Below are 23,352 nucleotides of genomic sequence, written 5' to 3' on the forward strand. Positions count from 1 at the left end.
AACGATTCCGAGCCTTACTGGTAGCGGGGTCAGGATTTGAACCTGAGACCTCTGGGTTATGAGCCCAGCGAGCTACCGAACTGCTCCACCCCGCGTCGGCTGTTCAACACAGCAGTTATCTATATTACGGATTCCAGCGCACTTGTCAAGTCCGTGTGTGGGAAGGCCTGCGCTGGGCCATAATAGAGTCATGCCTATCACCATCCCCACCGGATTGCCGGCCAGATCCATCCTGGATTCGGAGCGCATCTTCGCCCTGGAAAGCCACGAGGCGGAGCGCCAGGAGATGCGTCCGCTCAGGCTGGTCATCCTCAACCTGATGCCTACCAAAGTGGAGACCGAGACCCAGCTGCTGCGGCTGATCTCCAAATCGCCGCTTCAGGTGGAGATCGACTTCATGAAGACTTCCACCCATCAGGCCGTGCATACCAGCATGGATCACCTGGTCAAGTTCTACGAGAATCTGGATTCCTTCCAGGACAACTGTTATGACGGTCTTGTCGTGACGGGCGCTCCAGTGGAGCAGATGGACTTCGAGCAAGTCGACTACTGGGATGAACTGACCCACATTCTGGACTGGGCCTCTACCCACGTCTTCTCCACTATGTATCTATGCTGGGGAGCCATGGCCGGGCTCTACTACCGCCACGGCATCGCCAAGCGCGACCTGGATCGCAAGGTCTTCGGGGTCTTTCCTCAGTATCTGCAGGACGAGTACTGCTTCATCACCAATGGCTTCGACGAGATCGCCCTGCAGCCCCACTCCCGCTGGGCCGGGGTGGACGAGGACCAGGTGCGGGCCTGTCCGGATCTGCAGGTGCTCACCTGGGGTCCCCAGTCCGGTCCCGGGCTTATCAGCACCCAGGATTTCTCAGAGATTTTCGTGCTGGGTCACTGGGAGTACGACCGTGACACTCTGGCCCACGAATACCAGCGTGACATGGCCAAGGGCCTGGACCAGGTGCCTTTCCCGGTCAACTACTATCCTCACGACGATCCAACATTGGAGCCGGTCTTCTCATGGCGGGCCCACGCCAACCTGCTCTGGCGCAACTGGCTGAACTGGGTCTACGAGACCACTCCCTATGACCTGGACCAGGTGCCGACTCTGCGGGCTGCGGGCCGGCTAGGCACCGACCGATCCATCAGACACGCCCCTGGCAGCCCACGCGCCGACGGATACCGCCCTCTGGCAGCCGACGGGTACGGGCTTATTCCGGGCGCTGTTAATTCCGGGCGCTGTTAAAAGTTAATGACGATCGCATTAAGTTCATCATCGGGCTTGTCCACGTCGCGGTGCGGATTGGACCTGCGGCCACTATTTGTGACACACTGGATGAATCTATGATTACCGTGGCTCTTGGTGTGGGCTACACTACCCATACGGTGCAGCCATGAGTCGCATGCGCGCTATAGTGTTCACTGTGTCGTTCAGGAGGCGATAGATGCTAGAGGCAATGGGAAGTGAAGCTTTCAGTCTGGCCATGGCCAAGCCGAGTGAGCTGCCTTCCATCGAAGATTTCCTGCCTCCTGAGATTCTTTTCCAGGGAACGCCCTTTGCCATGAACCGGATCATCCTGATCAGGTTCGTGGCCATGGTCATTATTCTCCTGGTGCTGGGAATCACTGCCGCAAGGGCCAAGCTGATCCCTTCCCGCTGGCAGGGGGCCATTGAGTGGGTCATCGAGTTCATCCGTGACTCGGTCGTTTACGACACCTTGGGCGAAATTCGTGGCAAGCGCTACGTGCCCATGATCACGACCATCTTCTTGACCATCCTGGTCTTCAACCTCTGTGGCATCGTGCCGGGCATGAACATAGCGGCCACGGCCACTATCACCATGCCTCTGGTCTTCGCCATCTGGACTTTCTGCCAGTACATGGTAACGGGATTCCGGGAGCAGGGCGTCTGGGGCTACTTCAAGTCGGAACTCTTCCCAGCGGGTGTGCCATGGCCTCTCTATATTATTCTGACGCCCATCCAGCTTCTGGAGATGGTCATCGTCAAGCCGGCCTCTCTGACCATCCGACTCTTCGCCAACATGATCGCCGGCCATCTGCTGGTGGCGGTTACCCTAGCCTTTACCCAGTTCTACATTGTTGAGGCCAGCAATAAGGTGTTGGCCCTGGCTGGTGTGGGCTGGTTCGTTCTGGGCTTCGCCCTGACGGCCTTTGAAATCTTCGTGGCGGCCCTTCAGGCCTACATATTCGCCATCCTGACCACGGTTTACATCTCCATGAGTTACCCTGAAGAAGGTTGAGCGAAAAGAACAAGCCGCGGTCGGCGTTTTAAGCGGTCGCAGCCTACATATTCGTTGGTTCCGACCAGTAGACGGGGGTCGGGGCCGAACCACAATCCAAGAACCGGCAACGGTGGAGGAAAGGAAAATAAATGGACATCATCACACTTGCTGAGGTCTCCGGCAATCTGAGCATCCTGGGATACGGTATTGCAGCTCTCGGCCCCGCGCTGGGTCTGGGCATCGCCGTCGGCAAGACCGTCGAGAGCATGGCTCGCCAGCCTGAGATCAGCGGACAGCTCCGCACCACCATGTTCATCGGCCTGGCTCTGATCGAGGTGCTGGCCCTGCTGGGCTTCGTGGCGCTCTTCATCGCCTGAGCCGTGCGATTCCTGCATGATCCGGCTTCGATAAAGGAAAGGAGGAGCCAATGTACGCTCTAGCGGCAGGCAAAGGAATCAAGCTGTTTATTCCTCCGATTTACGATATCTTCTGGTCGCTGGTCATCCTGGTCATTCTGGCCGTCTTCTTCTACAAGTTCTTCATGCCCAAGTTCCAGGCCATCTTCGATGAGCGCTCGTCCAAGATCGAGGGCAACATCCAGAAGGCCGCCAAGGCTCGTGAAGAGGCGGATCAGGCCCGTAAGCAGTATCAGGATCAGCTTGGCAAGGCTCGTGTTGAGGCTTCCCAGATCCGGGATGACGCCCGCGCCGAGGCCTCCAGGATCGTGGCGGATGCCAGGACCCGGGCCGAGACCGAGGCCAACCAGATCACCGAGAACGCCCAGCGATCCCTCAAGTCCCAGCAGCAGCAGGCGCTGGTCTCGCTCAAGGGCGAGGTGGGCACGCTGGCTACGGCTCTTGCAGGCAAAATTCTGGGATCGCAGCTTCAGGATGATGCCGTGCAGTCCTCCATGATCGACTCGATCATTGCGGACCAGGGCGGCCAGTCCTCGGACAAGCGGCAGGCATGATGACTGATTGGCGGACGATGGGTACGTTGATTCCACGAAAGGGGAGGTGACATGCGAGGAGAGACTTCGCTGAGCTCCGACAAGGAGACCAGGGCCAAGTATGCCCCTTTGCTCAAGAGCAAGGGGAAGGATGCCCTCCGCGTGGCCATGGAGCTCTATACCTTCGTGACCCTGCTCGATGCCAACAGGCCCCTGGAGCGTGCGCTGACCGATCCCTCCCGTCCGGCTGAGGACAAGTGGCGTGTGATTGACACCATCCTGGCTGATAAGGCCGACCCACTGACCGTGGATATCCTCCATGATTTGACCGATCATCAGTGGAGCCGCGTGGTGCACATCGCCAACGCGGCCGAGGACATGTCGGTGGATGCCACCGCCTATTACACCGATGCTCTGGGCATCACCAACCAGGTGGCCGGCGAGCTGGCTGAGATTCATTCGGCCCTGCTCGGGATGCCTCTGGTGCTCTTCCGACTCTCGGATGAGTACAGTGATCCCAAGCCCCGGGCCGACCTGCTCAAGGCGCTCCTTGACGGGCAGCATATGCATCCGGTCACCGAGCAGATGGCCTTGAACGCCACCATAGATCTGCGCGGACGACGCTTCCCCGACACCATCGTTTGGTTGGTGGATCGTTTCTCCGAGCACATGGACCAGGTTATGGTCACCGTCACCACGGCGGTCTCCATGAAGGACGAGCAGGTCAGCCGCCTGCAGGAGGTCTACGGGCGCAAGCTAGGCAAGCCGGTCCACATCAACTCGGTGGTTGATCCCTCGGTCATAGGTGGCATGAAGGTCCAGTACGGCTCGGTCTCCACCGACGGCACGGTGGCCACCCAGCTCAAGCACCTGAAGCGGCGAATGGCCGTGGCGGGATAAGCAGGGGACCAACAGACTTGAACAAGAACAGAAATAAGGAGTGATCATGGCAGAAATGACCATTGATCCCGCCGTGGTGCGCAAGGCGCTCGACCAGTTCGTCGAGTCCTACAAGCCGACGGACACCCCCACCCAGGAGGTGGGCTACGTCCGTACGGCCGGTGACGGCATTGCGCATGTGGAGGGACTGCCTGGTTGCATGGCCAACGAGCTGCTGACCTTTGAGGACGGCACGCTGGGTCTGGCATTCAACCTGGACGCCCGAGAGATCGGCGTGGTCATCCTGGGCGACTTCGCAGGTGTCGAAGAGGGCCAGGAAGTCCACAGGACCGGTGAGGTGCTTTCAGTGCCCGTCGGCGACGGCTATCTGGGTCGTACGGTCAACCCTCTGGGCGAGCCGATCGACGGCCTGGGCGAAATCAAGAGCGAGGGCCGCAGAATCCTGGAGGCCCAGGCCCCCGACGTCATGCACCGGCATCCCGTCGATGAGCCCCTGGCCACCGGCATCAAGGCCATCGACGCCATGACACCCATCGGCCGCGGTCAGCGCCAGCTGATCATCGGCGACCGGCAGACCGGCAAGACGGCCATCGCCATCGACACCATCATCAACCAGAAGCGCAACTGGGAGTCCGGAGATCCCAAGAAGCAGGTACGGTGCATCTACGTGGCCATCGGCCAGAAGGGCACCACCATCGCCTCGGTCCGTTCCTCCCTGGAAGAGGCCGGCGCCATGGAGTACACCACCATCGTGGCCTCCCCGGCTTCCGACTCTGCAGGCTTCAAATACATAGCCCCCTACACCGGTTCGGCCATCGGCCAGCACTGGATGTATGGCGGCAAGCACGTCCTGATTGTCTTTGACGACCTGAGCAAGCAGGCCGAGGCCTACCGGTCCATCTCCCTGCTGCTGCGTCGTCCGCCGGGGCGCGAGGCTTATCCTGGCGACGTCTTCTACCTGCATTCGCGTCTGCTGGAGCGCTGCGCGAAGCTCTCAGATGACCTGGGCGGCGGATCCATGACCGGTCTGCCCATCATCGAGACCAAGGCCAACGACGTCTCGGCCTACATTCCGACCAACGTGATCTCCATCACCGACGGCCAGATCTTCCTGCAGTCCGACCTGTTCAATGCCAACCAGCGTCCCGCCGTGGATGTGGGCATCTCCGTCTCCCGAGTGGGCGGCGCCGCACAGACCAAGGCTCTGAAGAAGGTCTCCTCGACCCTGAAGATCTCCCTGGCCCAGTACCGCTCTCTGCAGTCCTTCGCCATGTTCGCCTCGGATCTGGATGCGGCCTCCAAGGCCCAGCTGACCCGCGGTGCCAGGCTGACCGAGCTGCTCAAGCAGCCTCAGTTCACCCCATACTCCATGGAGAAGCAGGTTGTCTCCGTCTGGGTGGGCACCCACGGCAAGCTGGACGACTTGGACCTGGAGGACGTGCTGCCCTTTGAGTCCGGGCTCCTAGACTACCTGGACCACAACACGGACATCCTCAAGACCATCCGCGACACGGAGGACTTCACCGACGATACCGAGAAGGCCCTGGATAAGGCCGTGGACGAGTTCGCCAAGACCTTCGTGACCCACAAGGGTGAGACCCTGGATGGTCACAAGGCCGATCAGGATCAAGAGCAGCCGGTGGCCGTCCAGCAGGAGAAGCTTGTGGCCGAAGGCAAGAGCGGCAGCAAGGCCGGGAAGCGGTAGACCATGGCCTCACAACTCGCATTCAAGTCAAGGATCGCCTCCACATCGGCATTGGAGAAGATCTTCAATGCCCAGGAGATGATAGCCTCCTCGCATATCGCCAAGGCCAGGACCGTGGCCATGGAAGCGAAGCCTTACTCCGATGCGATCTTCGATGCAGTCCAGGCCCTGGTGGCCCACACGGACGACATCCGCCATCCCATTGTCAGGAAGGACGAGAAGAACCCGCGCGTGGCTGTGCTGGCGCTGACGGCCGACCGTGGCATGGCAGGGGCCTATACCTCCTCGGTCATCCGCGAGACGGAATCTCTGCTGGCCCGCCTGGACCAGCAGGGCCGACAGCCCCAGCTCTTCGTCTACGGTCGTCGCGGCGTCTCTTACTACCGCTACCGCAACCGCAGCATCGTCAAGACCTGGGAGGGCAACAGCGATCGGCCCGGTGTGGATGTGGCCAGGGAAATCTCACAAGCGCTGCTGGAGACCTACATGACTCCAGCGGCCAAGGGCGGCGTCTCCGAGCTCTACATCGTCTTCACTGAATTCATCAACATGGTGGTGCAGAAGGTTCGGGTGCTGCGCATGCTGCCACTGGAACTGATCAGGCCTGACCAGGAGCAGCCTGAGGAGGCCATCGATGCCCCGGTGCCGGACGACGAACATGGACGCCAGGGTGACCGATATGCGGCCCTCTACGACTTCGAGCCCAGCCCGCAGGAGGTGCTGGATGCCGTTCTGCCCAAGTACATTCAGTCGCGCATCCATGAATGTCTGCTCACTTCGGCCGCCTCGGAGACCGCCAGCAGGCAGAATGCCATGCACACCGCCACTGATAACGCCAAGGGGCTGATCGACGACCTGACCCGCAGGCTCAATGCCACGCGTCAGGCGGCCATCACGCAGGAACTTACCGAGATCGTCGGCAGCGCCGATGCGCTCAACAAAGAGGAAGAGTAGGAACGCCAATGGTTGCACAGCAAGAACAGCCGACCACAGCGAGCCGCAAGCCGGATTCGGCCTCCAAGGGGCGCGTCACCCGAGTCCAGGGTTCGGTCATCGATGTGGAGTTCCCGGCAGGCCATCTGCCGGACATCTACAATGCCCTGACCGTGAATCTGAGCAAGTCCTCGGACACCGAGGGTGAGTCGCTGACCACTATCATGCTGGAGGTGGAGCAGCATCTGGGCGATTCCACGGTCCGCACCGTGGCCCTGAAGCCCACCGACGGCCTGGTCCGCGGCGCTACCGTCACCGATACGGGCGGGCCCATCATGGTGCCTGTGGGCGACGTGACCAAGGGACACGTTTTCGACGTGGCCGGCAATATCCTCAACAAGAAGGAGGGTGAGCAGATCAAGGTCACCGAACGGTGGCCCATCCATCGCAACCCGCCTGCCTTCGATCAGCTGGAGTCCAAGACCCAGATGTTCGAGACCGGCATCAAGGTCATCGATCTGCTGACCCCTTACGTGGAGGGCGGCAAGATCGGCCTGTTCGGCGGCGCAGGCGTGGGTAAGACCGTGCTCATCCAGGAGATGATCCAGCGCGTGGCGCAGAACCACGGCGGTGTCTCGGTCTTCGCTGGTGTGGGCGAACGCACTCGTGAGGGCAACGACCTGATCGGCGAGATGGATGAGGCCGGCGTGCTGGAGAAGACCGCATTGGTCTTCGGCCAGATGGACGAGCCCCCGGGGACCCGTCTGCGCGTGCCCCTGACTGCCCTGACCATGTCGGAGTACTTCCGCGACGTGGAGAACCAGGATGTGCTGCTCTTCATCGACAACATCTTCCGGTTCACCCAGGCCGGCTCCGAGGTCTCCACCCTGCTGGGCCGCATGCCATCGGCCGTGGGCTACCAGCCCAACCTGGCCGACGAGATGGGTGCCCTGCAGGAGAGGATCACCTCGACTCGTGGCCATTCGATCACCTCCCTGCAGGCCATCTACGTGCCGGCCGATGATTACACCGACCCGGCGCCTGCGACCACCTTCGCCCACCTGGACGCAACCACCGAGCTCAGCCGCGACATCGCCTCCCAGGGCATCTACCCGGCTGTGGATCCGCTGGCATCCACCTCCAGGATTCTGGACCCGCGCTATGTGGGGCAGGCCCACTATGACTGCGCCAACCGGGTCAAGGCCATCCTGCAGAGGAACAAGGAGCTCCAGGACATCATCGCCCTGATCGGCATCGACGAGCTGGGCGAAGAGGACAAGACCACCGTCAACCGCGCCCGCAAGATCGAGCAGTTCCTGGGCCAGAACTTCTACGTGGCTGAGAAGTTCACCGGTCGCAAGGGCTCCTACGTGCCTGCGGACGAGACCATCGAGGCCTTCACCCGCATCTGCGACGGTGCCTACGATGACGTGCCCGAGCAGGCATTCTCCGGCATCGGCGGAATCGACGACCTTGAGCACAAGTGGCACGATATGCAGAAGGAATACCGGTAGTCATGACGGACACTGGCAAGACCTCCATGCAGGTCAACATCGTCTCGGCGGACAGGCCCATCTGGTCGGGTCAGGCACGGTCGGTCACCGTGCCCGGCACCCAGGGGTCCATGGGCATCATGCCCGACCACGAACCGGTGCTGGCCCTGCTGCAGGAGGGCAATATCCGGGTTCAGGCCACGGATGGCGGTCGTCAGTCCTTCCATGTGGATAGCGGATTCGCCTCCTTCGACAGCAACAAGCTGACTGTGGCCGTGGACCACTACCTGGAGGATGCTGATCAGGGACAGCAGTCCTGACTCCCATCCTCTTCCGCCCGGCTGGTGCACTTGCATCGGCCGGGCTTTTTCTTTCTCGCCCGGAACAGCGACTGATATATTGGCATCTGTGCGAATCATTGTTGCCGACTGCTCCGCCGAATACTCCGGGCGTCTCAATGCCAGCCTGCCGCCGGCCAGGCGCGTTCTGCTGATCAAGGCCGACATGAGCTGTCTGATCTTTTCGGAGCTGGGCTCCTACAAGCCCCTGAACTGGATGTGCGCCCCCTGTACCATCAGGGAGATCGAACCCGAGGAGGCGGGCAAAGACGGCGCGGGTGTCAAGACTGATTCCGTGGCTGGAACCGGGCCGGATGAGGTAGTCGAAGCCGCCGCGCCCGACGCGTTGATCGCCCAGGAGCAGGATCAGGACCAGGCTCGGCCTGTCCGTAAGGTTCTGCGTGTTTCGGCGGTCAAATCCAGCGATGTACTCACCATCAGGCTCTACCAGGTCTATGCCGACGACAGCTACGACCTGGGGACGGATCCAGGCTTGGTCAAGGACGGTGTGGAAGCGCATCTGCAGCGCTACCTGGCTAAACAGATTGACCGCATCGGCCCGGGAGCCACCCTGGTCCGTCGGGAGTATCCCACGCCCATCGGCCCGGTGGACATCATGGCCGTGGATGGCCAGGGACGGCATGTGGCCATCGAGATCAAGCGGCATGGGGGCATCGACGGGGTGGAACAGCTGACCCGCTACTGCCGCCTGCTCAACCGCGACCCTCTGCTGGCCCCTGTCCGCGGAATCTTCGCGGCCCAGACCATTACACCCCAGGCCAGGGTCCTTGCCGAGGACAGGGGATTCGAGTGCCTGATCCTGGACTACGAGGCCATGAAGGGCACTGACAGCGATGAACTGACCCTCTTCTGAGACGGTTTTCAGTCTTATATCGTCTTGTATAGTCAATATGTCAGGCAGCTCACATAGGTTCTCATTTGGTTCTATAAGACCCAAAAAGCTACTAGATATTGGGGTTTATGGTCTGACACGCCACTACAGGTGGTATTGTGCTTGTGTCTGGGATTGTGTAGAGTGCAATCAACAGGTTCCGAGCAGAGGGCTAATAGGGCTTGGAATATCACGGCTACATTTAAGGGAGAGGCGATTATGTCCATCACGGTCTACACCAAGGCGCACTGTCCCCAGTGTGATGCCACCAAGCGTCAGTTGACCAAGCAGGGGCTGGATTTCGAGCAGGTGGATTTGACTGAGGATCAGACCTTGATCGACCAGTTCATCGCCCAGGGATTCAAGCAGACCCCCATCGTAGTCACTGACCAGGAGACGTGGAGCGGGTATCGCCCCGATCTGATCAGGAAGGTAGCGCAGAGCGCCAAGGTCTTCGCCTGATCAAAGCACTCGGAGCCCGGTTCACGAATATGTGGACCGGGCTTTTTTCATAGCTTGGCCAGCAGTCGGGTTAGTGCAAATCGCGTTGTGCGCCTACTTGGTTAGTAGATGCTTGGTAGGTAAGTAATTGGCTGATGTTTGTTCTGCAAGTGCTTGATCAGTTGGACTTGTTCGATTGGGCACTGCCTACTTGATAAGTGTTGCAATGGTAGAGAGACCATCTGTGGTTTTGGAGTGTATCCGATAGTTCGGGAGGCACGATCTGCAGGTGTCGGTTAGCCTTTACCGACCAGTGGCTATCTTATTGGTGCTCTTTGGTTGTGGCGTGAATACGAATCGCCGTACAGGTTGCTGTGAGAGTGGATGATAACGCGGTATCCGGTATTCGTATACCCAAAAGCAGAGGAAACCGGCTCGCGTTCCCTAGGATGGTCCACTATATGCCGCAGGCGGCGGGAAGCGGGCGAGAAGCGGTGAAGAGGAGACGATGAATAGCACTCAAGCAAGTTGGGAGGTGGGGGCATGAATTGGACCTTTATGGCGCAGAATCTGCACTTCTTCGTCAACGCGGCCTATGTGACGGTCTTCATCTCCTTCTTCGGTGTGGTGTTTTCCATGCTGATCGGGCTGGTTTGCGCCGGGCTGGAGGTCTTCAGGATCCCCCTGCTCTCGCAGATGGCCAGGGTATACATTGAGCTGTCAAGAAACACCCCGCTCCTGGTTCAGCTCTATTTCCTTTATTTCGGGTTGCCCAAACTTGGGGTCAATTGGAGCGCCCAGACCTGCGCCATCGTCGGGCTTGCCTTCCTGGGCGGCTCCTACATGGCCGAGGCCATGCGTGGCGGACTGGAGGCGGTGCCCCGGGTGCAGATCGAGTCAGCCCGCGTCCTGGGATTCACGCGAGCCCAGACCCTGTCCAGAATCGTGTTGCCACAGGCCCTGAGCAGCACCATACCGGGCGTGGTGGCCAACATCATCTTCCTGATCAAGGAGTCCTCGGTGGTCTCGGCCATCGCTCTGGCCGACGTCATGTATGTCACCAAGGACCTGATGGGCACCTCCTATGACACCTACGAGTCCCTGACTCTGCTCATCGTCACCTATCTGGTCATCCTGCTGCCCATCTCCGTCATCGGAACCGTTCTTGAGCGGAGGTTCGACTATGCACGGCGTTGAGGTGCTCTTCCAGCCAGGGGTCATGCCCAGGCTCTTCCAGGGGCTCTGGGTGACCGTCTGGATAGCCGGCGTCTCGGTCCTGCTCTCCCTGCCCTTGGGCTTGGTGGTCGGATGGCTGATGACTCTGCGCAACCCCCTGATTCGCTTCCTGATGAGGATCTATCTGGACTTCATCCGCATCATGCCCCAACTGGCCTTGCTCTTCATCGCCTTCTATGGGCTGTCCAGGGCTTGGAACCTGAATCTGGACGCCACCGGCGCCTGCCTGCTGGTCTTTGTGCTATGGGGTGGGGCCGAGCTGGGCGACCTGGTCCGCGGTGCCCTGGAGTCCATTCCCCGCACCCAGGTGGAGTCGGCCTATGTTCTGGGGCTGGGGTCCTGGCAGACCTTCTCCAGGATCATCCTTCCGCAGGCCCTGCGCCGACTGCTGCCGGCCAGTGTCAACCTGGCCACCAGGATCGTCAAGACCACCTCCCTGGCCGCCCTGCTGGGCGTCATCGAGGTCATCAAGGTCGGTCAGCAGATCATCGATGCCAACCGTTTCGCCTATCCCCAGGCGACCTTGTGGGTCTACGGGGTGATCTTCTTCATGTATTTCTTCATCTGCTGGCCCCTGTCCCTGGTGGCCCGGCATCTGGAAAAGAGGTGGGCCCATGACTGAGGGGCAAACAACGGCGAACCAGCCACAGGAGGAACAGGAGGAGCGGGCGGTGCTGACCGTCGAGCATCTGGTCAAACAGTATCCGCAGGCTCAGAGCCCTGTGCTCAACGACATCTCCTTCCAGGTGCCCAAGGGCAAGGTCTTTGTGGTCCTGGGTCCCTCGGGCTCAGGCAAGTCCACCCTGCTGCGGACCATAGCCGGACTGGAGCCCATACAGGGCGGCCGCATCCTTCTGGACGGTCAGGTGGTGGAGACCGGTCACCCCCTGGGCAAGCACAGCGGAGGTCCTGGAGGCCTGATGTCGGGTAGCCGCAGCTCTGACCTGCGCACCCGGATCGGCATGGTCTTCCAGAGCTATGACCTCTTCCCCAACAGGACCGTCCTGGACAACGTGACCCTGGCGCCCGTCCTGGTTCAGAAGCGCAAGCGGGAGCAGGCGCGTCAGGAGGCTCTGGAGCTGCTGGACCGGGTTGGTCTGGCCGACCGCCGGGATGCCTGGCCCAGCCAGCTTTCGGGCGGCCAGCGGCAAAGGGTCGCCATCTGCCGGGCGCTCATCCTCCATCCCGAGATCATGCTCTTTGACGAGGTGACCGCAGCTCTTGATCCGGAGATGGTGCGCGAAGTCCTCCAGGTCATTCTGGAGCTGGCCGACCAGGGGCTGACCATGATGATCGTTACCCACGAGATGGCCTTCGCCAGGGGCATCGCCGATCACATCGTCCTGTTGGATGGAGGCGCCCTGGTCGAGCAGTCCGACGACCCGGAGGCCTTCTTCACCCACCCGGCCACTGACCGGGCGCAACGCTTCCTGTCCACCTTCACTTATGAGCGCAGGCGGGATCAGGATCAGGAGTCCCGATGAGTACTCCGCATATTCGTCCGGCGGCATTCGCCGGAACCGTCCCCAGGGGCGGCCGAAGGAAAGAGAAAGAATAGGAAAAGAGGGATCATGACCGCAAGGGTAATGAACCGATTGATACGGGCGGCGCTGGCCACGGGGGCGACGATCGCGATGATGGCTTCCATGGCGGCCTGCGGCCCTTCGGCGGCCACCCCCAGTGACGCTGGAAGCGGCTCGGGGAGCAACTCCGGCTCCTCGGCGTCATCCGGGTCTGCACGCACCCCGGAGCAGATCACCAAGTCCGGGAAGCTCAAGGTGGCGGTCTTCACTGACAAGGCCCCCTTCGGCTACGTGGACAAGGATGGCAAGAACCAAGGCTACGACGTGGTCCTGGCCGAGCGCCTGGCCAAGGACCTGGGAGTGAAGCCCGAATACACCTCGGTGGACCCGGCCGCCCGGGTGGACGTGCTGTCCAGCAACAAGGTGGACGTGGTCCTGGCCAACTTCACTGTCACTGATGATCGCGCTCGCAAGGTGGACTTCGCCAAGCCTTATATGAAGGTCTTCCTGGGCGTGGTTTCCCCGGATTCGGCGCCGATCAAGGATGTGAAGGAACTCAACGGCAAAACCCTGATCATCGCCAAGGGGACCACGGCCGAGCCCTACTTCGAGCAGCACTATCCGGAAGTCAAGCTGCAGAAGTACGACCAGTATGCCGATGCCTACAACGCCCTGCTGGACCACCGTGGCGACGCCATGAGCACCGACAACACCGAGGTGCTGGCCTGGGCCAAGGCCAACAAGGGCTTCTCGGTGGGCATCACCAAGCTTGGGGATGAGGCGGTCATCGCCCCGGCCGTGCGCAAGGGGAACAAGCCCCTGCTGGACTACATCAACAAGGAGCTGGTCAAGCTGGGCCAGGAGCAGTTCTTCCATGAGGACTACCGCAAGACCCTGGAACCGGTCTACGGCAGCGCAGCCAACCCCGATGAGATCGTGGTCGAGGGTGGCAAGGACTGACCCGACCATCTGGTTTATGACAGGGGCCCGAACCCATCCGAATGCGACTGGATGGGTACGGGCCCCTGCTTGTCTGATCCGTCTGAGTTGGTGGATCGGCTGGTCAGTAGGCGGCCAGGATGTCGACCACGAAGATCAGGGTCGAATTGGCCGGGATCTTCTGCTGTTGTTGGCTGCTATAGCCCAGGTCGGGCGGAATGACCAAAAGAACCTGAGAGCCTACCGTCTGTCCAGCCAGACCCTGTTGCCAGCCCTTGACCACCTGGTCCAGGCTGAAGTCGCTGGCCTCACCCCTGTCCCAGGAGGAGTCGAACTGCTTGCCGTCGGAGGCCAGCCAGCCGGTGTAGTTGGCACTGACGCTCTGATGCTCGCCGACCTTGGCCCCCTCGCCCTTGATCAGGGGCTGGACGACTAATCCTCCCTTTGGTTTGTATCCGTTGAGATCCAGGGAGGGCTTGCCCTTGTCGTCCAAGCTGATCTTGGGCAGGTCGCTGGGCAGGTCGGTCACCTTCTTACCCTGTGCGCGGGTCAGGTTCTTGGACCTGGAGACGAAGGTCAGGGCCATGATATAGGAGTCGCTCGCCTGGCTGCTGCCGGAGCCTGACTCATCGATGCCCACGGCCACGGTGGAGTTGACCTTGAGGCCCTTGAAGGTGTCGTAGTAGGCCGGGATGGATTTCTTGCTGATGACGATGGAGCACTCCGGGCTGCTCTTGTCCCAGGTGGAGTTGATCACCTTGCCGGTCTTGGCGTCCAGGGCCAGGCTCCTTGTGCATACGCGGTCCCCGTCGCGGATGACTGCGCCGTTGCCCTCCTGGATGACCTGATGGGTCTGGTTCTCGACCTTGAAGGGGGTCTTGAAGCTGATGTCGGGCTTGCTGCCGAGTTTGCCACTGGCCGATACGCCTTGCATGGTGTCACCCGAGTGCCCGCCCCTGTCGGATTTCCCGCTGCAGGCTGACAGTCCAAGACATAGGGTCAGAGCGGTCATGGCGCCAAGCAGGCGCTTGATGCCTGATTTCCTTGCGTTGATAGTCATAGAAGACCAGTTTAGGGCTTATAGGTGATTTCCCGGTGCTGGAAACCATCTCATAGGGGGCCGACGGTAGAATGTGGATAATATGGAGCAAGTACCCGAGGAAAAAGATGAGATGACGCGGCCTGGTAAGCCCTCGCGTCACAGCATGATCATGCGCGGCATCGTCACCCCCATCTTCGGACTGCTGGCTGTAACGGCCATTGTGCTGGGTATTCTCAACGCCACGGTTTGGAAGCCTTCGGCTCATGTGGATGCGCATGCGCGCACCAAGGCGGCCTATGTGGTGACCGATCCAGGTGTGCTTCCCCTGGTGGACAGCAAAGTGACCATGCGCGTGGATGCGGCATCGACTGGGACTGCCGCGTCAGCAGATCAGAATTCACAGAAGCCCGCCGTCTGTATGGCCCTGACCACGGCCAAGGATGCAGCTGGATGGACGGCCGGGCAAGATGTGGCCCGGGTGCGCGGCCTGGACAATTGGCAGACCCTGTCTGTCGGCAGGGACACCAGTCCTGGCAAGTCCGCCAAAAGTGATCAGGGCGTGGCCTTTCAGGATTCGGATATGTGGCAACAGGTCACCTGCTCCGACAGCAGCGTGTCAATGTCCCTGAAGACCGACGATCCGCAGGCCGTCCTGCTGGTGGCGGTTCCCCAAGGCGCTCATTCCCTGGGGCTGGAGATGCTCTGGCAGCGTGACAAACTGCCCAACTTCGCCATGCCTTTCTACTTTGCCGGCGGGCTTCTGGCCCTGCTGGCCGTTCTTTCGGCTACGGTCTTCGCCATGGATCCGGTCAAGCGCCGTAAGCAGACCGAGCCTGAACAGGAGGCTGAAGAGACTCCCGAAGTCAGCGTGGCCCAGGCTTTGGGCAACGCCATTCTGCCTGGTCTCGGGAATCGGCGTAGCCCGGCTTCCGGCCGACGCCTGCGTCACGCCCGCGGCCAGGCGCGGCAGGGGGATCCGGGACCCCCGCCCAGGCCGCCTGTGGTGATTGATCCACGCAATCGGAACCTGGTCGCTGACCAACAGGAGGGTGACGACAGGAGAGCCGATGATATGTCGTCCACCAGGGTCATCAGCAGCCAGGAGATGGCCTCCTACCTAGCCAGGCTTGCCCACGAGGGGGAGGAGGGGCGCCAATGAGTATGAACAAATCGATGAACAAGGTGGCGGTTGCAGCTGCGCTGGCCCTGTCCTTGGCTCTTTTGCCAGGTCTGTCCGCCTGTGAGGGGCAGGTTCCCCAGGCCCGCCGGACAGAGCCTCAAAGCACTGCAACCACTGCTCCCGCGCCCAACCTGACCCCGGCCCAGGAAGCTCGTATCCGCAAGAGCATCGGGGCTGTTCTGGACCAGGCCAACGAGGCCAAGGACCCTGCCGGGCTGGACCAGCGCGTCAGCGGTCCCCAGCTGGAGATCCGCACCAGCGAATTGACCATAGCCCGGGCCACCGGGCAGCTGGATCCCAAGACGACCATCCCTACCACCATCGCCCAGACGGTCATCCCCGGCGATCCAGGCTGGCCGCGCTCGGTCTTCTCGATTACCACCACCACTCAGGATCAGCAGTCCAAGCGCCTCTTGGTTCTCGACCAGGAGTCCGCCCATGACAACTACAAGCTATGGGGTGTGGCCCGGCTCTTCCAGGGAGCACAGTTGCCCAAGTTCCCGGTGGCCACCATAGGCGCCAGGATGGGGCAGGGCGACGATCAGGGGCTCAAGGCTACGCCGGTGGAGGCCGTGCGCCGCTACGCCGACCTCCTGCAGAACCCCCAGGGCAGCAAGTATGCCAAGGAGTTCGCCCAGGATGACTTCCGCAACTCGCTGGGCACGCTGACTCAGGTGGTCCAGCAGGGGATCGAGGCCAACAAGGGCAGTCAGTTGCAGACCTTTACCCCGGCACAGGGGCAGCTGCGGGTCATGCACTCCTCCGATGGAGGCGACCTGGTCGTGGCCCGGATCGATTCGGTCTGGACCAGGCAGGCAGGTGAGGGACGTGAATCCTCGCCTGCTTCGGATGCGGAGACGGCCCTCTTTGGGCAGGGCAAGCCCACCAGCACCATGAAGGTCACCTATGTCAACGTGATCGCCCTCTATGTGCCTTCTGCGGACTCGCATGAGCCCATCAGGGCCGTGGGTGCCGAACGTGAGCCCATCAAGGTGGAGGCGGTCTGAGGAGCGGGATTGCGCTGGGTGAACGCCCGGGCCTTGGACTAGATTGGCTTCCAGGAGTATGCAATCGAGGGCGGGCCGAAGCTGCAGTCGGCGTCCGCGGGGTTAAGGAGGACTGACATGGCGAACAAGAACGGGCAGGGGCAGCCGGGTGTCTCGCTGGCAGGAGCGGTCGACCTGGGCGCGCTCAAGCATCAGGTCGATGCCGAGCCAGGTCAGCAGGGAGGTGCGCCCGCAGCCGGTGGCTACGTGATCGATACCACCGAGGCCAGTTTCCAGGCCATGGTCCAGACCTCGACCACCTTCCCCATTCTGATCCTGCTCTGGGTGCCCACCGACGACCGCCTCTTCCCTCTGGCCACCCGTCTGGCCCAGGCCGTCAACGCCCAGGAGGGACACATCCAGCTCTCCCGAATCGATATCGCTTCCAATCCGCAGATCGCCCAGACCTTCCAGGTGCAGGGCGCCCCGGCCCTCTTCGCCCTGCTGGCCGGCAGGCCCATGCCTATTCTGCAGGGGCTGCCCACCGATGAGGAGATGAACCAGATCACCGATCAGCTCATTCCCCAGGTGATTCAGATGGCACAGAAGGCCGGTATCACCGGCAGTGCTCCCTACCAGGAGACCAACGACCAGGGGCAAGATGAGCAGGCCAGCCAGTCAGCGGCTGATGCCATCCCGCCTGCCCATCAAGAGGCCCATCGGCTGGCCCAGGAGGGCGACTATGCAGCTGCAGCCGAGGCCTATGGCAAGCTGGTCCAGGCCGACTCGACCGACGATCTGGCCAAGCGTGAACAGGCTAAGTGCCTGCTGATGGCCCGTTCAGCAAAGGCCGATGTCCGCAAGGTCCGTCAGGCGGCCGCCGATGCCCCTGACGACCTGCAGGCCCAGTTGGATGTGGCCGATGTGGACATGATCGGCGGCCAGATTCAGGATGCCTTCGATCGCCTGCTGGATTTTCTGGCCGGGCACCGGGATCAGACCGATCCCATCCGCCGCCGTCTGCTGGAGTACTTCGTCATTCCTGAACCGACTGATCCCCGGCTGGCCAAGGCCCGTCGCCGTCTATCCACATTGATGTACTGAACCGTTCCTGGGTCAGGCCTCACGGTTCCCATCGAAGTTGGTCAGGAAGCGCGGTCCGCTGGCTTTCAGCTCCCGGTCGAAGTCGGTCGCCCAGTCGCCAAAGGGGTGGTTGGCCAGCCCGTCGTTGGAGAACCGTGGGTCGTCGGTTATTTCAGTGGCGCAGAAGTCGGGGATGGTCAGGTCGGTCACCGGCCCGGTCCGCTCCACCTCGGCCACCACCAGGGGAGCGTTGCCGTCCCCGAAGACATCCAGGTTCCACCAGTCCTCGTCCAGCCAGACCCCATACCGGTTCTTGACTATGGGAATGCCGCCGCGCAGGATCAGCTCCAGGGCGATGCCTGGGTCGATGGTCCGTTCAGCCTCGTAGCGTGTGCCGCCGACGGAGGGCCCCTTGGCTGTCATTGAGGCAGCGTCGAAGTGGTCGCCATCCTCAAGCAGGGTATGGAGGGCATCGGTCCGGGCCGTCATGGGCACCACCGGATCCACCTGTCCCTGAAGGCGAACCCGCAGGGCGAAGTTGTCTTCATGCACGTAGTAGCTCTGCACAATCAGGGTCGGCCGACTCTCTCCGAGCAGCTCCCGGGGGAGGTCCCGGCAGAAGAATCTGCGCTCGAACTCGAAATCGTCCTCGTCCTCATTCATGGCCATGCTTCCCATGGTACGGTAGGCCGGTTGCGGCCACCATTTGCTGTTCACGGCCCATTGGAGTTGTCCAGGTATGTGAAGGCCGCTTGTGATGGCCGGGTGAAGGAACTACAGTGGAGACTATCCCGAGAGAAGATCATCCGGGAATGTTGGCGGCTTCGCGCCACCGCATGAGGATGCAATGGCGCAACCGGGGCGGTGGCACGAGGCCTTGCCATCACGATACCTGCGAAACGCCCGGAATCTTGCGGCAACACGCCGAGAGTGGCTGGCGTCTGACCGACACGTCAGAACGCGCATGGGTGCGAAAATGCGCAAAGTGTCCTAGTATGGTCTCTGTTGTCCACTGGAAAGTGGCTGTCGGGTTCGTAGCTCAGCGGATAGAGCGTCTGTCTCCGGAACAGAAGGTCGAGGGTTCGAATCCCTTCGAGCCCACCAAGATGAAATCCCTGCAGCCAGGAAAAGCGCAGGGGTTTTCTTTATACGACTCCTGTCTGTCATCATGCCCGGGATCATGATCATGGCACTTACTGAATAACTGGATGAAGCAAGCGCACCCTATGCGTCACGATATGTGTGGTGAATCACTAAGCTTTTGAGGAACATGACCCTTGGCCCGCTTGTGTCTTCGTTCTCAGGTGCCATAGTGAAAGGGTAAGACCGAACGTCGGGGAGGACCGACGCTTCCGCGTTGTGGCGGAGCCTCCTTTCCGCGGCGAAGCAAAGGAGTTCACATGGCCAATCGAATCAATGCAGGGGATGCTGTTCTTCACGTCCTGGAGCAGTGGGGGGTGCCGCGCATCTATGGCCTGCCCGGCGGCTCCTTCGACTCCATGATGAACGCCATCCACAACGAGCGCGAGCGCATCGACTTCATCCAGGTCCGTCACGAGGAGGCCGGAGCCCTGGCTGCTGCCGGCGAGGCCAAGCTGACCGGCCGGATTGGTGTCTGCTTCGGCTCGTCTGGTCCTGGCGCGGTCCATCTGCTCAATGGCCTCTATGATGCCCGTGAGGACGGCGTGCCGGTGCTGGCCCTGGTGGGCGAAGTGCCCCAGGCCTTTATGAACATGGACTTCTTCCAGGCCATGGACGAGGTGCCTATCTTTACCGATGTGGCCGTATTCGCCCGGGCCGCGACCAACGCCCAAGGACTGCCGGCCCTGGTGGACGAGGCCATCCGCCGCGCCTATGCCAACCACGGGGTTTCCGTGGTCATCATTCCCAAGGATCTGGCCTGGGCCGAGATCGACGACCGCCCGGTGGCATCTGCACCTAACTTCCGCAAGCCTGAGCCTCTGAAGCCTGCGGCTGACCAGGTCAGCAAGGCGGTGGAGATCATTCAGTCCGCCAAGGCTCCGCTGCTCTACTTCGGCCAGGGCGCTGCCGGTGCTCGTGATGAGCTGGTCGCCATGTCAGAGCGTTTCAAGATGCCCATGGTCTCCACCTTCCCGGCCAAGGGGATTGTGGAGGACACCTATCCTGCCTACCTGCAGTCGGCCGGCCGTGTGGCCACCAAGACCGCCACGGAGGCCATCTACACTTCCGATCTGACGGTCTGGGTTGGCTCGGACAACCCCTTCGGGTCCATGTTCGTCACTCCCAACACCAAGGTCATCCAGATCGATCTGAACCCGGTCAAGCTGGGCAAGCGCTTCCAGGCCAACGTGGTTCTGGCCATCCAGGCCGATGCCCGCGAGGCCCTCAAGGCGATAACCGCCGCTGGTCAGGATCAGGAGGAGTCCGTCTTCTACAGGGCCTGCCTGCGCAGCAAGGAGAACTGGGACCAGTGGCTGGCCTCCTTCAACGAAGACACCCGCACGCCCCTGAGGCCTGAGCCTGTCTTCCACGTCATCGATCAGCAGCTTGAGGACAATGACATTGTCATCCCCGACGTGGGCAATGTGGACATCGACTTCCTGCGTCTGCTGCATCTGAAGCCTACCAACCGCTGGACCGTCTCCGGCAAGCACGCCACCATGGGCTACGCTGTGCCGGCCGCCTTGGCTGCCAAGCTGGAGCATCCGGAATCGACCGTCTATTCCCTGAGCGGCGACGGCGGATTCGCCATGCTCGGCGAGGAGGTGCTGGCCCAGCTCAAGTACCATGCCCCGGTCATCAACGTGGTCTTCTCCAACCAGTCCTTGGGCTACATCGAGGCCGAGCAGCGCGACGACAGCCATCAGCCCCTGAGCGGGGTGGATCTGCCCGACACCGACTGGGCCAAGGTCGGCGAGGGCATGGGCGCCCTGGGCTTCACTGTGCGCACGGTGGACGATGCCCGTCATGCCTTCTCCGAGGCCCGCAAGGCCGACAGGTCTTCGGTCATTGACATCAAGCTGACAGGAGCCAGCCCTCTGGATACCCGCTACATGCGGTTCCCGGAGACCTGCTCGGATCCGGACCAGGTCGAGAAATTCGTCAAGACCTACGAGGCCGGCGATCTGCGCTCCCTGGCCTACTGGATGGGTCAGGAGGCCCGCAAGGGCTGAGACTGTTGCCACTTGCGCCGGGCGGGCACTCCTATAGTGGACGGTGTCCGCCCGGGGCTTCGGCCCGGTATGGGTGCGGCGGACCTGAAGAAAGGACGGACTCATGGAAGATGGACCGGAAGAGATCGGCACGCCATACGCGCCCCAGGCCTTGGGAGCCTACAGTCAGGCTGTGAAGGCCGGGGGCTTTGTCTTTGTCTCCGGGCAGTTGGGCATCGACCCGAACACCGGCGAGCTTGTGGAAGGCACTGCGGCTGACCAGGCCACCCAGGCTCTGAAGAACGTCAAGAACATCCTGGATGCAGCTGGCAGCGGCATGGAGAAAGTGGTCAAGGCCACCATCCTTATGCGGCAGGTGGAGGATTTCACCCAGGTGGACCAGGCCTACTCCCAGGTTTTCATCGGCTCGGTGCGGCCGGCCCGTGTGGCTTTCGGCGGTGCGGACATCCCCAGGGGGGCCCTGGTCGAGATCGAGGTCGTGGCTCTGGCCTGATACAGGCCGGCTGCTGGTCCCCGCCGTCGCTAGACTTGAGGGCATGAGTCCTGAAGCACTTGCCCGTATCATCTCTTCGACCGCCGTCCGGATGGCCCAGTCAGGCCGCCTGGGAAGCCTGGAGCCCGGCATGGTTCCTGACGCCGACCATCTGGCGGTCATGCGTCCCAAGGACCGTTCCCACGGGGACTGGTCCACCAACATCGCCATGCAGCTGGCCAAGAAGGCTGGCATGAGGCCTGCAGAACTGGGGCAGGCCCTGGTCGATGCCCTGCGAGAGGCCGACGGGATCGCCCAGGTGGACGTGGCAGGGCCCGGCTTCATCAACATAACTTTGGACTCGGCCTCAGCGGCTGCTGTGGTCGATGCGGTCCTGGAGGCGGGACCCGCCTTTGGAAGCAACGATCACCTGAGCGGGCGCACGCTTAATCTGGAATTTGTCTCGGCCAACCCTACGGGTCCCATCCACATCGGCGGCACACGGTGGGCGGCTGTGGGCGACTCCATGGCTCGCGTCCTGGAGGCCAACGGCGCCAAGGTGGTCAGGGAGTACTACTTCAACGATCACGGCACACAGATTGACCGCTTCTCCCGTTCGCTGGTGGCGGCGGCCCACGGCGAGCCCGTGCCCGCTGACGGCTACAAGGGCTCCTACATTGATGAGATTGCATCGCGGGTGGTCAAGGAGGCTGCCGACGAAGGGCAGGACATCCTGGCCATGCCCAGGGTGCGCGACGAGGACGGCGCCGAGGGTGACAGCCCCCAGCGCGAGGCCTTCCGCACCCGGGCCGTGCCCATGATGTTCGCCGAGATCCAGCAGTCCATGCGTGACTTCCGGGTCAACTTCGATGTCTGGTTCCATGAGAACAGTCTGTATGAGTCCGGCCAGGTGGACCGGGCCATTGATGAGTTGCGGGCCAAGGGCGACATCTTTGAGAAGGACGGGGCTACCTGGTTCCGCTCCACCACTTACGGTGACGACAAGGACCGGGTGATCATCAAGTCCGACGGCCACGCAGCCTATGTGGCGGCCGACATCGCCTACTACCTGAACAAGCGGCGCAGGGCCAAGGATCCCTGCGATGAGGCCATCTACATGCTGGGCGCCGACCACCATGGCTACATCGGCAGGATGATGGCCATCTGCGCGGCCTTCGGAGACACCCCAGGCGTGAACATGCAGATTCTGATTGGCCAGATGGTCAACGTCATCAAGGACGGCCAGGCCGTGCGCATGAGCAAGCGGGCAGGCAACGTGGTCACCATCGACGATCTGGTGGATGCCGTGGGGGTGGATGCCGCACGGTATTCCCTGGCCCGCACCGACTACAACCAGAGCGTGGACATCGACCTGGACCTGCTGGCCTCGCATACCAATGACAACCCCGTCTACTACGTGCAGTACGCACACGCCCGTTCCAAGAATGTGGATAGGAACGCAGCACAGGCGGGCATCGACCGGTCCGGGGCCGACCTGTCCCTGCTGGACACTGCCGCCGACAACGATGTTCTGGGCGTCCTGGCTCTTTACCCCAATGTTGTTCAGACTGCCGGCGACCAGAAGGCTCCCCACCGGGTGGCCCACTACCTGGAGCAGCTGGCTGGGGTATATCACCGCTGGTACAACCTGGAGCGCGTGGTGCCCATGGAGCCCACTGGCCGGGCGGATTTGGACCAGGACGAGGACAGGAATCCACAGCCGGCCCGTGCGGCAGCGCGCCTTCGGCTCAATGACGCCGTGCAGCAGGTCATCGCCAACGGTCTGGGTCTGTTGGGCGTCCAGGCCCCGGACCGTATGTAAACCCTCAAGGTCACCGGGAG

23 protein-coding genes and 2 tRNA genes are annotated in these 23,352 nt (G+C 61.7%); 22 read left to right on the forward strand and 3 right to left on the reverse strand.

The genetic code is table 11. The features are described 5' to 3' along the window. Positions 1-18: 18 nt before the first annotated feature. Positions 19-95: transfer RNA gene (locus AACP62_RS01050), tRNA-Met, on the reverse strand. Positions 96-190: 95 nt separating this feature from the next. On the opposite strand from AACP62_RS01050, the gene AACP62_RS01055 reads away from it, so the two are divergent. The 15 genes from AACP62_RS01055 (at position 191) to AACP62_RS01125 (ending at position 13,613) form a co-directional block, all read left to right on the forward strand. Beyond that, positions 191-1,246 carry a homoserine O-succinyltransferase gene (locus AACP62_RS01055; protein WP_339345771.1) on the forward strand — a complete coding sequence of 352 codons (1,056 nt, stop codon included), beginning with the start codon at positions 191-193 and terminating at the stop codon, positions 1,244-1,246. 199 nt (positions 1,247-1,445) lie between these two features. Then, positions 1,446-2,261 carry a F0F1 ATP synthase subunit A gene (gene atpB, locus AACP62_RS01060; RefSeq protein WP_029678181.1) on the forward strand — a complete coding sequence of 272 codons (816 nt, stop codon included), beginning with the start codon at positions 1,446-1,448 and terminating at the stop codon, positions 2,259-2,261. Between the two features lie 131 nt (positions 2,262-2,392). Then, positions 2,393-2,620, forward strand: coding sequence for an ATP synthase F0 subunit C (atpE, locus tag AACP62_RS01065; RefSeq protein WP_015022486.1), 228 nt, complete (start codon positions 2,393-2,395; stop codon positions 2,618-2,620). Between the two features lie 50 nt (positions 2,621-2,670). Further along, the gene (locus AACP62_RS01070; RefSeq protein WP_029678179.1) at positions 2,671-3,213 is read left to right on the forward strand and encodes a F0F1 ATP synthase subunit B; all 543 of its coding nucleotides are present in this window, start codon (positions 2,671-2,673) and stop codon (positions 3,211-3,213) included. A gap of 51 nt (positions 3,214-3,264) precedes the next feature. After that, positions 3,265-4,092: a F0F1 ATP synthase subunit delta gene (locus AACP62_RS01075; RefSeq protein WP_029678178.1), complete on the forward strand. Its 828-nt coding sequence runs from the start codon at positions 3,265-3,267 to the stop codon at positions 4,090-4,092. 46 nt (positions 4,093-4,138) lie between these two features. Next, positions 4,139-5,797: a F0F1 ATP synthase subunit alpha gene (gene atpA / locus AACP62_RS01080; protein WP_029678177.1), complete on the forward strand. Its 1,659-nt coding sequence runs from the start codon at positions 4,139-4,141 to the stop codon at positions 5,795-5,797. A 3-nt stretch (positions 5,798-5,800) separates the two neighbouring features. After that, positions 5,801-6,751 (forward strand): F0F1 ATP synthase subunit gamma, encoded by a 951-nt coding sequence (locus AACP62_RS01085; RefSeq protein ID WP_029678176.1) that lies wholly within the window; start codon positions 5,801-5,803, stop codon positions 6,749-6,751. 8 nt (positions 6,752-6,759) lie between these two features. Beyond that, positions 6,760-8,244: a F0F1 ATP synthase subunit beta gene (atpD, locus tag AACP62_RS01090; protein ID WP_029678175.1), complete on the forward strand. Its 1,485-nt coding sequence runs from the start codon at positions 6,760-6,762 to the stop codon at positions 8,242-8,244. 2 nt (positions 8,245-8,246) lie between these two features. Continuing rightward, the gene (locus tag AACP62_RS01095) at positions 8,247-8,543 is read left to right on the forward strand and encodes a F0F1 ATP synthase subunit epsilon (protein ID WP_029678174.1); all 297 of its coding nucleotides are present in this window, start codon (positions 8,247-8,249) and stop codon (positions 8,541-8,543) included. An 88-nt stretch (positions 8,544-8,631) separates the two neighbouring features. After that, entirely contained in the window at positions 8,632-9,435 is an 804-nt protein-coding gene (gene nucS, locus AACP62_RS01100) for an endonuclease NucS (RefSeq protein WP_339345778.1), read from the forward strand. 237 nt (positions 9,436-9,672) lie between these two features. Next, positions 9,673-9,915 carry a glutaredoxin-like protein NrdH gene (nrdH, locus tag AACP62_RS01105; RefSeq protein WP_029678172.1) on the forward strand — a complete coding sequence of 81 codons (243 nt, stop codon included), beginning with the start codon at positions 9,673-9,675 and terminating at the stop codon, positions 9,913-9,915. A gap of 522 nt (positions 9,916-10,437) precedes the next feature. Then, on the forward strand, positions 10,438-11,091 hold the full coding sequence (locus AACP62_RS01110) for an amino acid ABC transporter permease (RefSeq protein ID WP_339345780.1): 654 nt from the start codon (positions 10,438-10,440) through the stop codon (positions 11,089-11,091). Next, positions 11,078-11,752: an amino acid ABC transporter permease gene (locus AACP62_RS01115; protein ID WP_339345782.1), complete on the forward strand. Its 675-nt coding sequence runs from the start codon at positions 11,078-11,080 to the stop codon at positions 11,750-11,752. The genes AACP62_RS01110 and AACP62_RS01115 overlap by 14 nt, the downstream gene beginning before the upstream one ends. Continuing rightward, a complete protein-coding gene (locus AACP62_RS01120) occupies positions 11,745-12,614 on the forward strand; it encodes an amino acid ABC transporter ATP-binding protein (RefSeq protein ID WP_339345783.1) in 870 nt (289 codons plus the stop codon). The genes AACP62_RS01115 and AACP62_RS01120 overlap by 8 nt, the downstream gene beginning before the upstream one ends. 87 nt (positions 12,615-12,701) lie before the next feature. Further along, positions 12,702-13,613 (forward strand): cysteine ABC transporter substrate-binding protein, encoded by a 912-nt coding sequence (locus tag AACP62_RS01125; RefSeq protein WP_339345785.1) that lies wholly within the window; start codon positions 12,702-12,704, stop codon positions 13,611-13,613. 103 nt (positions 13,614-13,716) lie between these two features. On the opposite strand, the gene AACP62_RS01130 is transcribed toward AACP62_RS01125, so the two are convergent. After that, positions 13,717-14,652 carry an FKBP-type peptidyl-prolyl cis-trans isomerase gene (locus AACP62_RS01130; protein WP_339345787.1) on the reverse strand — a complete coding sequence of 312 codons (936 nt, stop codon included), beginning with the start codon at positions 14,650-14,652 and terminating at the stop codon, positions 13,717-13,719. Positions 14,653-14,764: 112 nt separating this feature from the next. Between AACP62_RS01130 and AACP62_RS01135 the strand changes: the two genes are divergently transcribed. The 3 genes from AACP62_RS01135 (at position 14,765) to AACP62_RS01145 (ending at position 17,904) form a co-directional block, all read left to right on the forward strand. After that, positions 14,765-15,793 (forward strand): hypothetical protein, encoded by a 1,029-nt coding sequence (locus tag AACP62_RS01135; RefSeq protein ID WP_339345789.1) that lies wholly within the window; start codon positions 14,765-14,767, stop codon positions 15,791-15,793. A 2-nt stretch (positions 15,794-15,795) separates the two neighbouring features. Then, positions 15,796-16,821, forward strand: coding sequence for a DUF8094 domain-containing protein (locus tag AACP62_RS01140; RefSeq protein WP_339346501.1), 1,026 nt, complete (start codon positions 15,796-15,798; stop codon positions 16,819-16,821). A gap of 117 nt (positions 16,822-16,938) precedes the next feature. Continuing rightward, complete coding sequence (locus tag AACP62_RS01145; RefSeq protein ID WP_339345791.1) at positions 16,939-17,904, forward strand: tetratricopeptide repeat protein; 966 nt, start codon at positions 16,939-16,941, stop codon at positions 17,902-17,904. 12 nt (positions 17,905-17,916) lie between these two features. Here the strand turns inward: AACP62_RS01145 and AACP62_RS01150 are convergent, their stop codons facing one another. Further along, positions 17,917-18,546, reverse strand: a complete 630-nt coding sequence (locus tag AACP62_RS01150; protein ID WP_339346503.1) for a CYTH domain-containing protein — start codon at positions 18,544-18,546, stop codon at positions 17,917-17,919. Between the two features lie 365 nt (positions 18,547-18,911). Between AACP62_RS01150 and AACP62_RS01155 the strand changes: the two genes are divergently transcribed. From AACP62_RS01155 to argS, 4 genes are all read left to right on the forward strand, one after another. Beyond that, positions 18,912-18,987, forward strand: a tRNA-Arg gene (locus AACP62_RS01155). 296 nt (positions 18,988-19,283) lie between these two features. Continuing rightward, complete coding sequence (gene spxB / locus AACP62_RS01160) at positions 19,284-21,038, forward strand: pyruvate oxidase (protein WP_339345792.1); 1,755 nt, start codon at positions 19,284-19,286, stop codon at positions 21,036-21,038. Between the two features lie 103 nt (positions 21,039-21,141). After that, positions 21,142-21,531: a Rid family detoxifying hydrolase gene (locus tag AACP62_RS01165; protein ID WP_339345794.1), complete on the forward strand. Its 390-nt coding sequence runs from the start codon at positions 21,142-21,144 to the stop codon at positions 21,529-21,531. Between the two features lie 43 nt (positions 21,532-21,574). Continuing rightward, on the forward strand, positions 21,575-23,332 hold the full coding sequence (gene argS, locus AACP62_RS01170; RefSeq protein WP_339345796.1) for an arginine--tRNA ligase: 1,758 nt from the start codon (positions 21,575-21,577) through the stop codon (positions 23,330-23,332). The last annotated feature ends 20 nt before the right edge of the window (positions 23,333-23,352 follow it).

The organism is Bifidobacterium apis (assembly GCF_036986835.1).
Classification (GTDB): domain Bacteria; phylum Actinomycetota; class Actinomycetes; order Actinomycetales; family Bifidobacteriaceae; genus Bombiscardovia; species Bombiscardovia apis_A.

What these genes read in the sequence shown, in the direction of transcription:
- AACP62_RS01055 (WP_339345771.1), top strand. Translation starts at nt 191, where the DNA reads ATGCCTATCACCATCCCCACCGGATTGCCGGCCAGATCCATCCTGGAT.
- atpB (WP_029678181.1), top strand. Translation starts at nt 1,446, where the DNA reads ATGCTAGAGGCAATGGGAAGTGAAGCTTTCAGTCTGGCCATGGCCAAG.
- atpE (WP_015022486.1), top strand. Translation starts at nt 2,393, where the DNA reads ATGGACATCATCACACTTGCTGAGGTCTCCGGCAATCTGAGCATCCTG.
- AACP62_RS01070 (WP_029678179.1), top strand. Translation starts at nt 2,671, where the DNA reads ATGTACGCTCTAGCGGCAGGCAAAGGAATCAAGCTGTTTATTCCTCCG.
- AACP62_RS01075 (WP_029678178.1), top strand. Translation starts at nt 3,265, where the DNA reads ATGCGAGGAGAGACTTCGCTGAGCTCCGACAAGGAGACCAGGGCCAAG.
- atpA (WP_029678177.1), top strand. Translation starts at nt 4,139, where the DNA reads ATGGCAGAAATGACCATTGATCCCGCCGTGGTGCGCAAGGCGCTCGAC.
- AACP62_RS01085 (WP_029678176.1), top strand. Translation starts at nt 5,801, where the DNA reads ATGGCCTCACAACTCGCATTCAAGTCAAGGATCGCCTCCACATCGGCA.
- atpD (WP_029678175.1), top strand. Translation starts at nt 6,760, where the DNA reads ATGGTTGCACAGCAAGAACAGCCGACCACAGCGAGCCGCAAGCCGGAT.
- AACP62_RS01095 (WP_029678174.1), top strand. Translation starts at nt 8,247, where the DNA reads ATGACGGACACTGGCAAGACCTCCATGCAGGTCAACATCGTCTCGGCG.
- nrdH (WP_029678172.1), top strand. Translation starts at nt 9,673, where the DNA reads ATGTCCATCACGGTCTACACCAAGGCGCACTGTCCCCAGTGTGATGCC.
- AACP62_RS01110 (WP_339345780.1), top strand. Translation starts at nt 10,438, where the DNA reads ATGAATTGGACCTTTATGGCGCAGAATCTGCACTTCTTCGTCAACGCG.
- AACP62_RS01115 (WP_339345782.1), top strand. Translation starts at nt 11,078, where the DNA reads ATGCACGGCGTTGAGGTGCTCTTCCAGCCAGGGGTCATGCCCAGGCTC.
- AACP62_RS01120 (WP_339345783.1), top strand. Translation starts at nt 11,745, where the DNA reads ATGACTGAGGGGCAAACAACGGCGAACCAGCCACAGGAGGAACAGGAG.
- AACP62_RS01125 (WP_339345785.1), top strand. Translation starts at nt 12,702, where the DNA reads ATGACCGCAAGGGTAATGAACCGATTGATACGGGCGGCGCTGGCCACG.
- AACP62_RS01130 (WP_339345787.1), bottom strand. Translation starts at nt 14,652, where the DNA reads ATGACTATCAACGCAAGGAAATCAGGCATCAAGCGCCTGCTTGGCGCC.
- AACP62_RS01135 (WP_339345789.1), top strand. Translation starts at nt 14,765, where the DNA reads ATGACGCGGCCTGGTAAGCCCTCGCGTCACAGCATGATCATGCGCGGC.
- AACP62_RS01140 (WP_339346501.1), top strand. Translation starts at nt 15,796, where the DNA reads ATGAACAAATCGATGAACAAGGTGGCGGTTGCAGCTGCGCTGGCCCTG.
- AACP62_RS01145 (WP_339345791.1), top strand. Translation starts at nt 16,939, where the DNA reads ATGGCGAACAAGAACGGGCAGGGGCAGCCGGGTGTCTCGCTGGCAGGA.
- AACP62_RS01150 (WP_339346503.1), bottom strand. Translation starts at nt 18,546, where the DNA reads ATGAATGAGGACGAGGACGATTTCGAGTTCGAGCGCAGATTCTTCTGC.
- spxB (WP_339345792.1), top strand. Translation starts at nt 19,284, where the DNA reads ATGGCCAATCGAATCAATGCAGGGGATGCTGTTCTTCACGTCCTGGAG.
- AACP62_RS01165 (WP_339345794.1), top strand. Translation starts at nt 21,142, where the DNA reads ATGGAAGATGGACCGGAAGAGATCGGCACGCCATACGCGCCCCAGGCC.
- argS (WP_339345796.1), top strand. Translation starts at nt 21,575, where the DNA reads ATGAGTCCTGAAGCACTTGCCCGTATCATCTCTTCGACCGCCGTCCGG.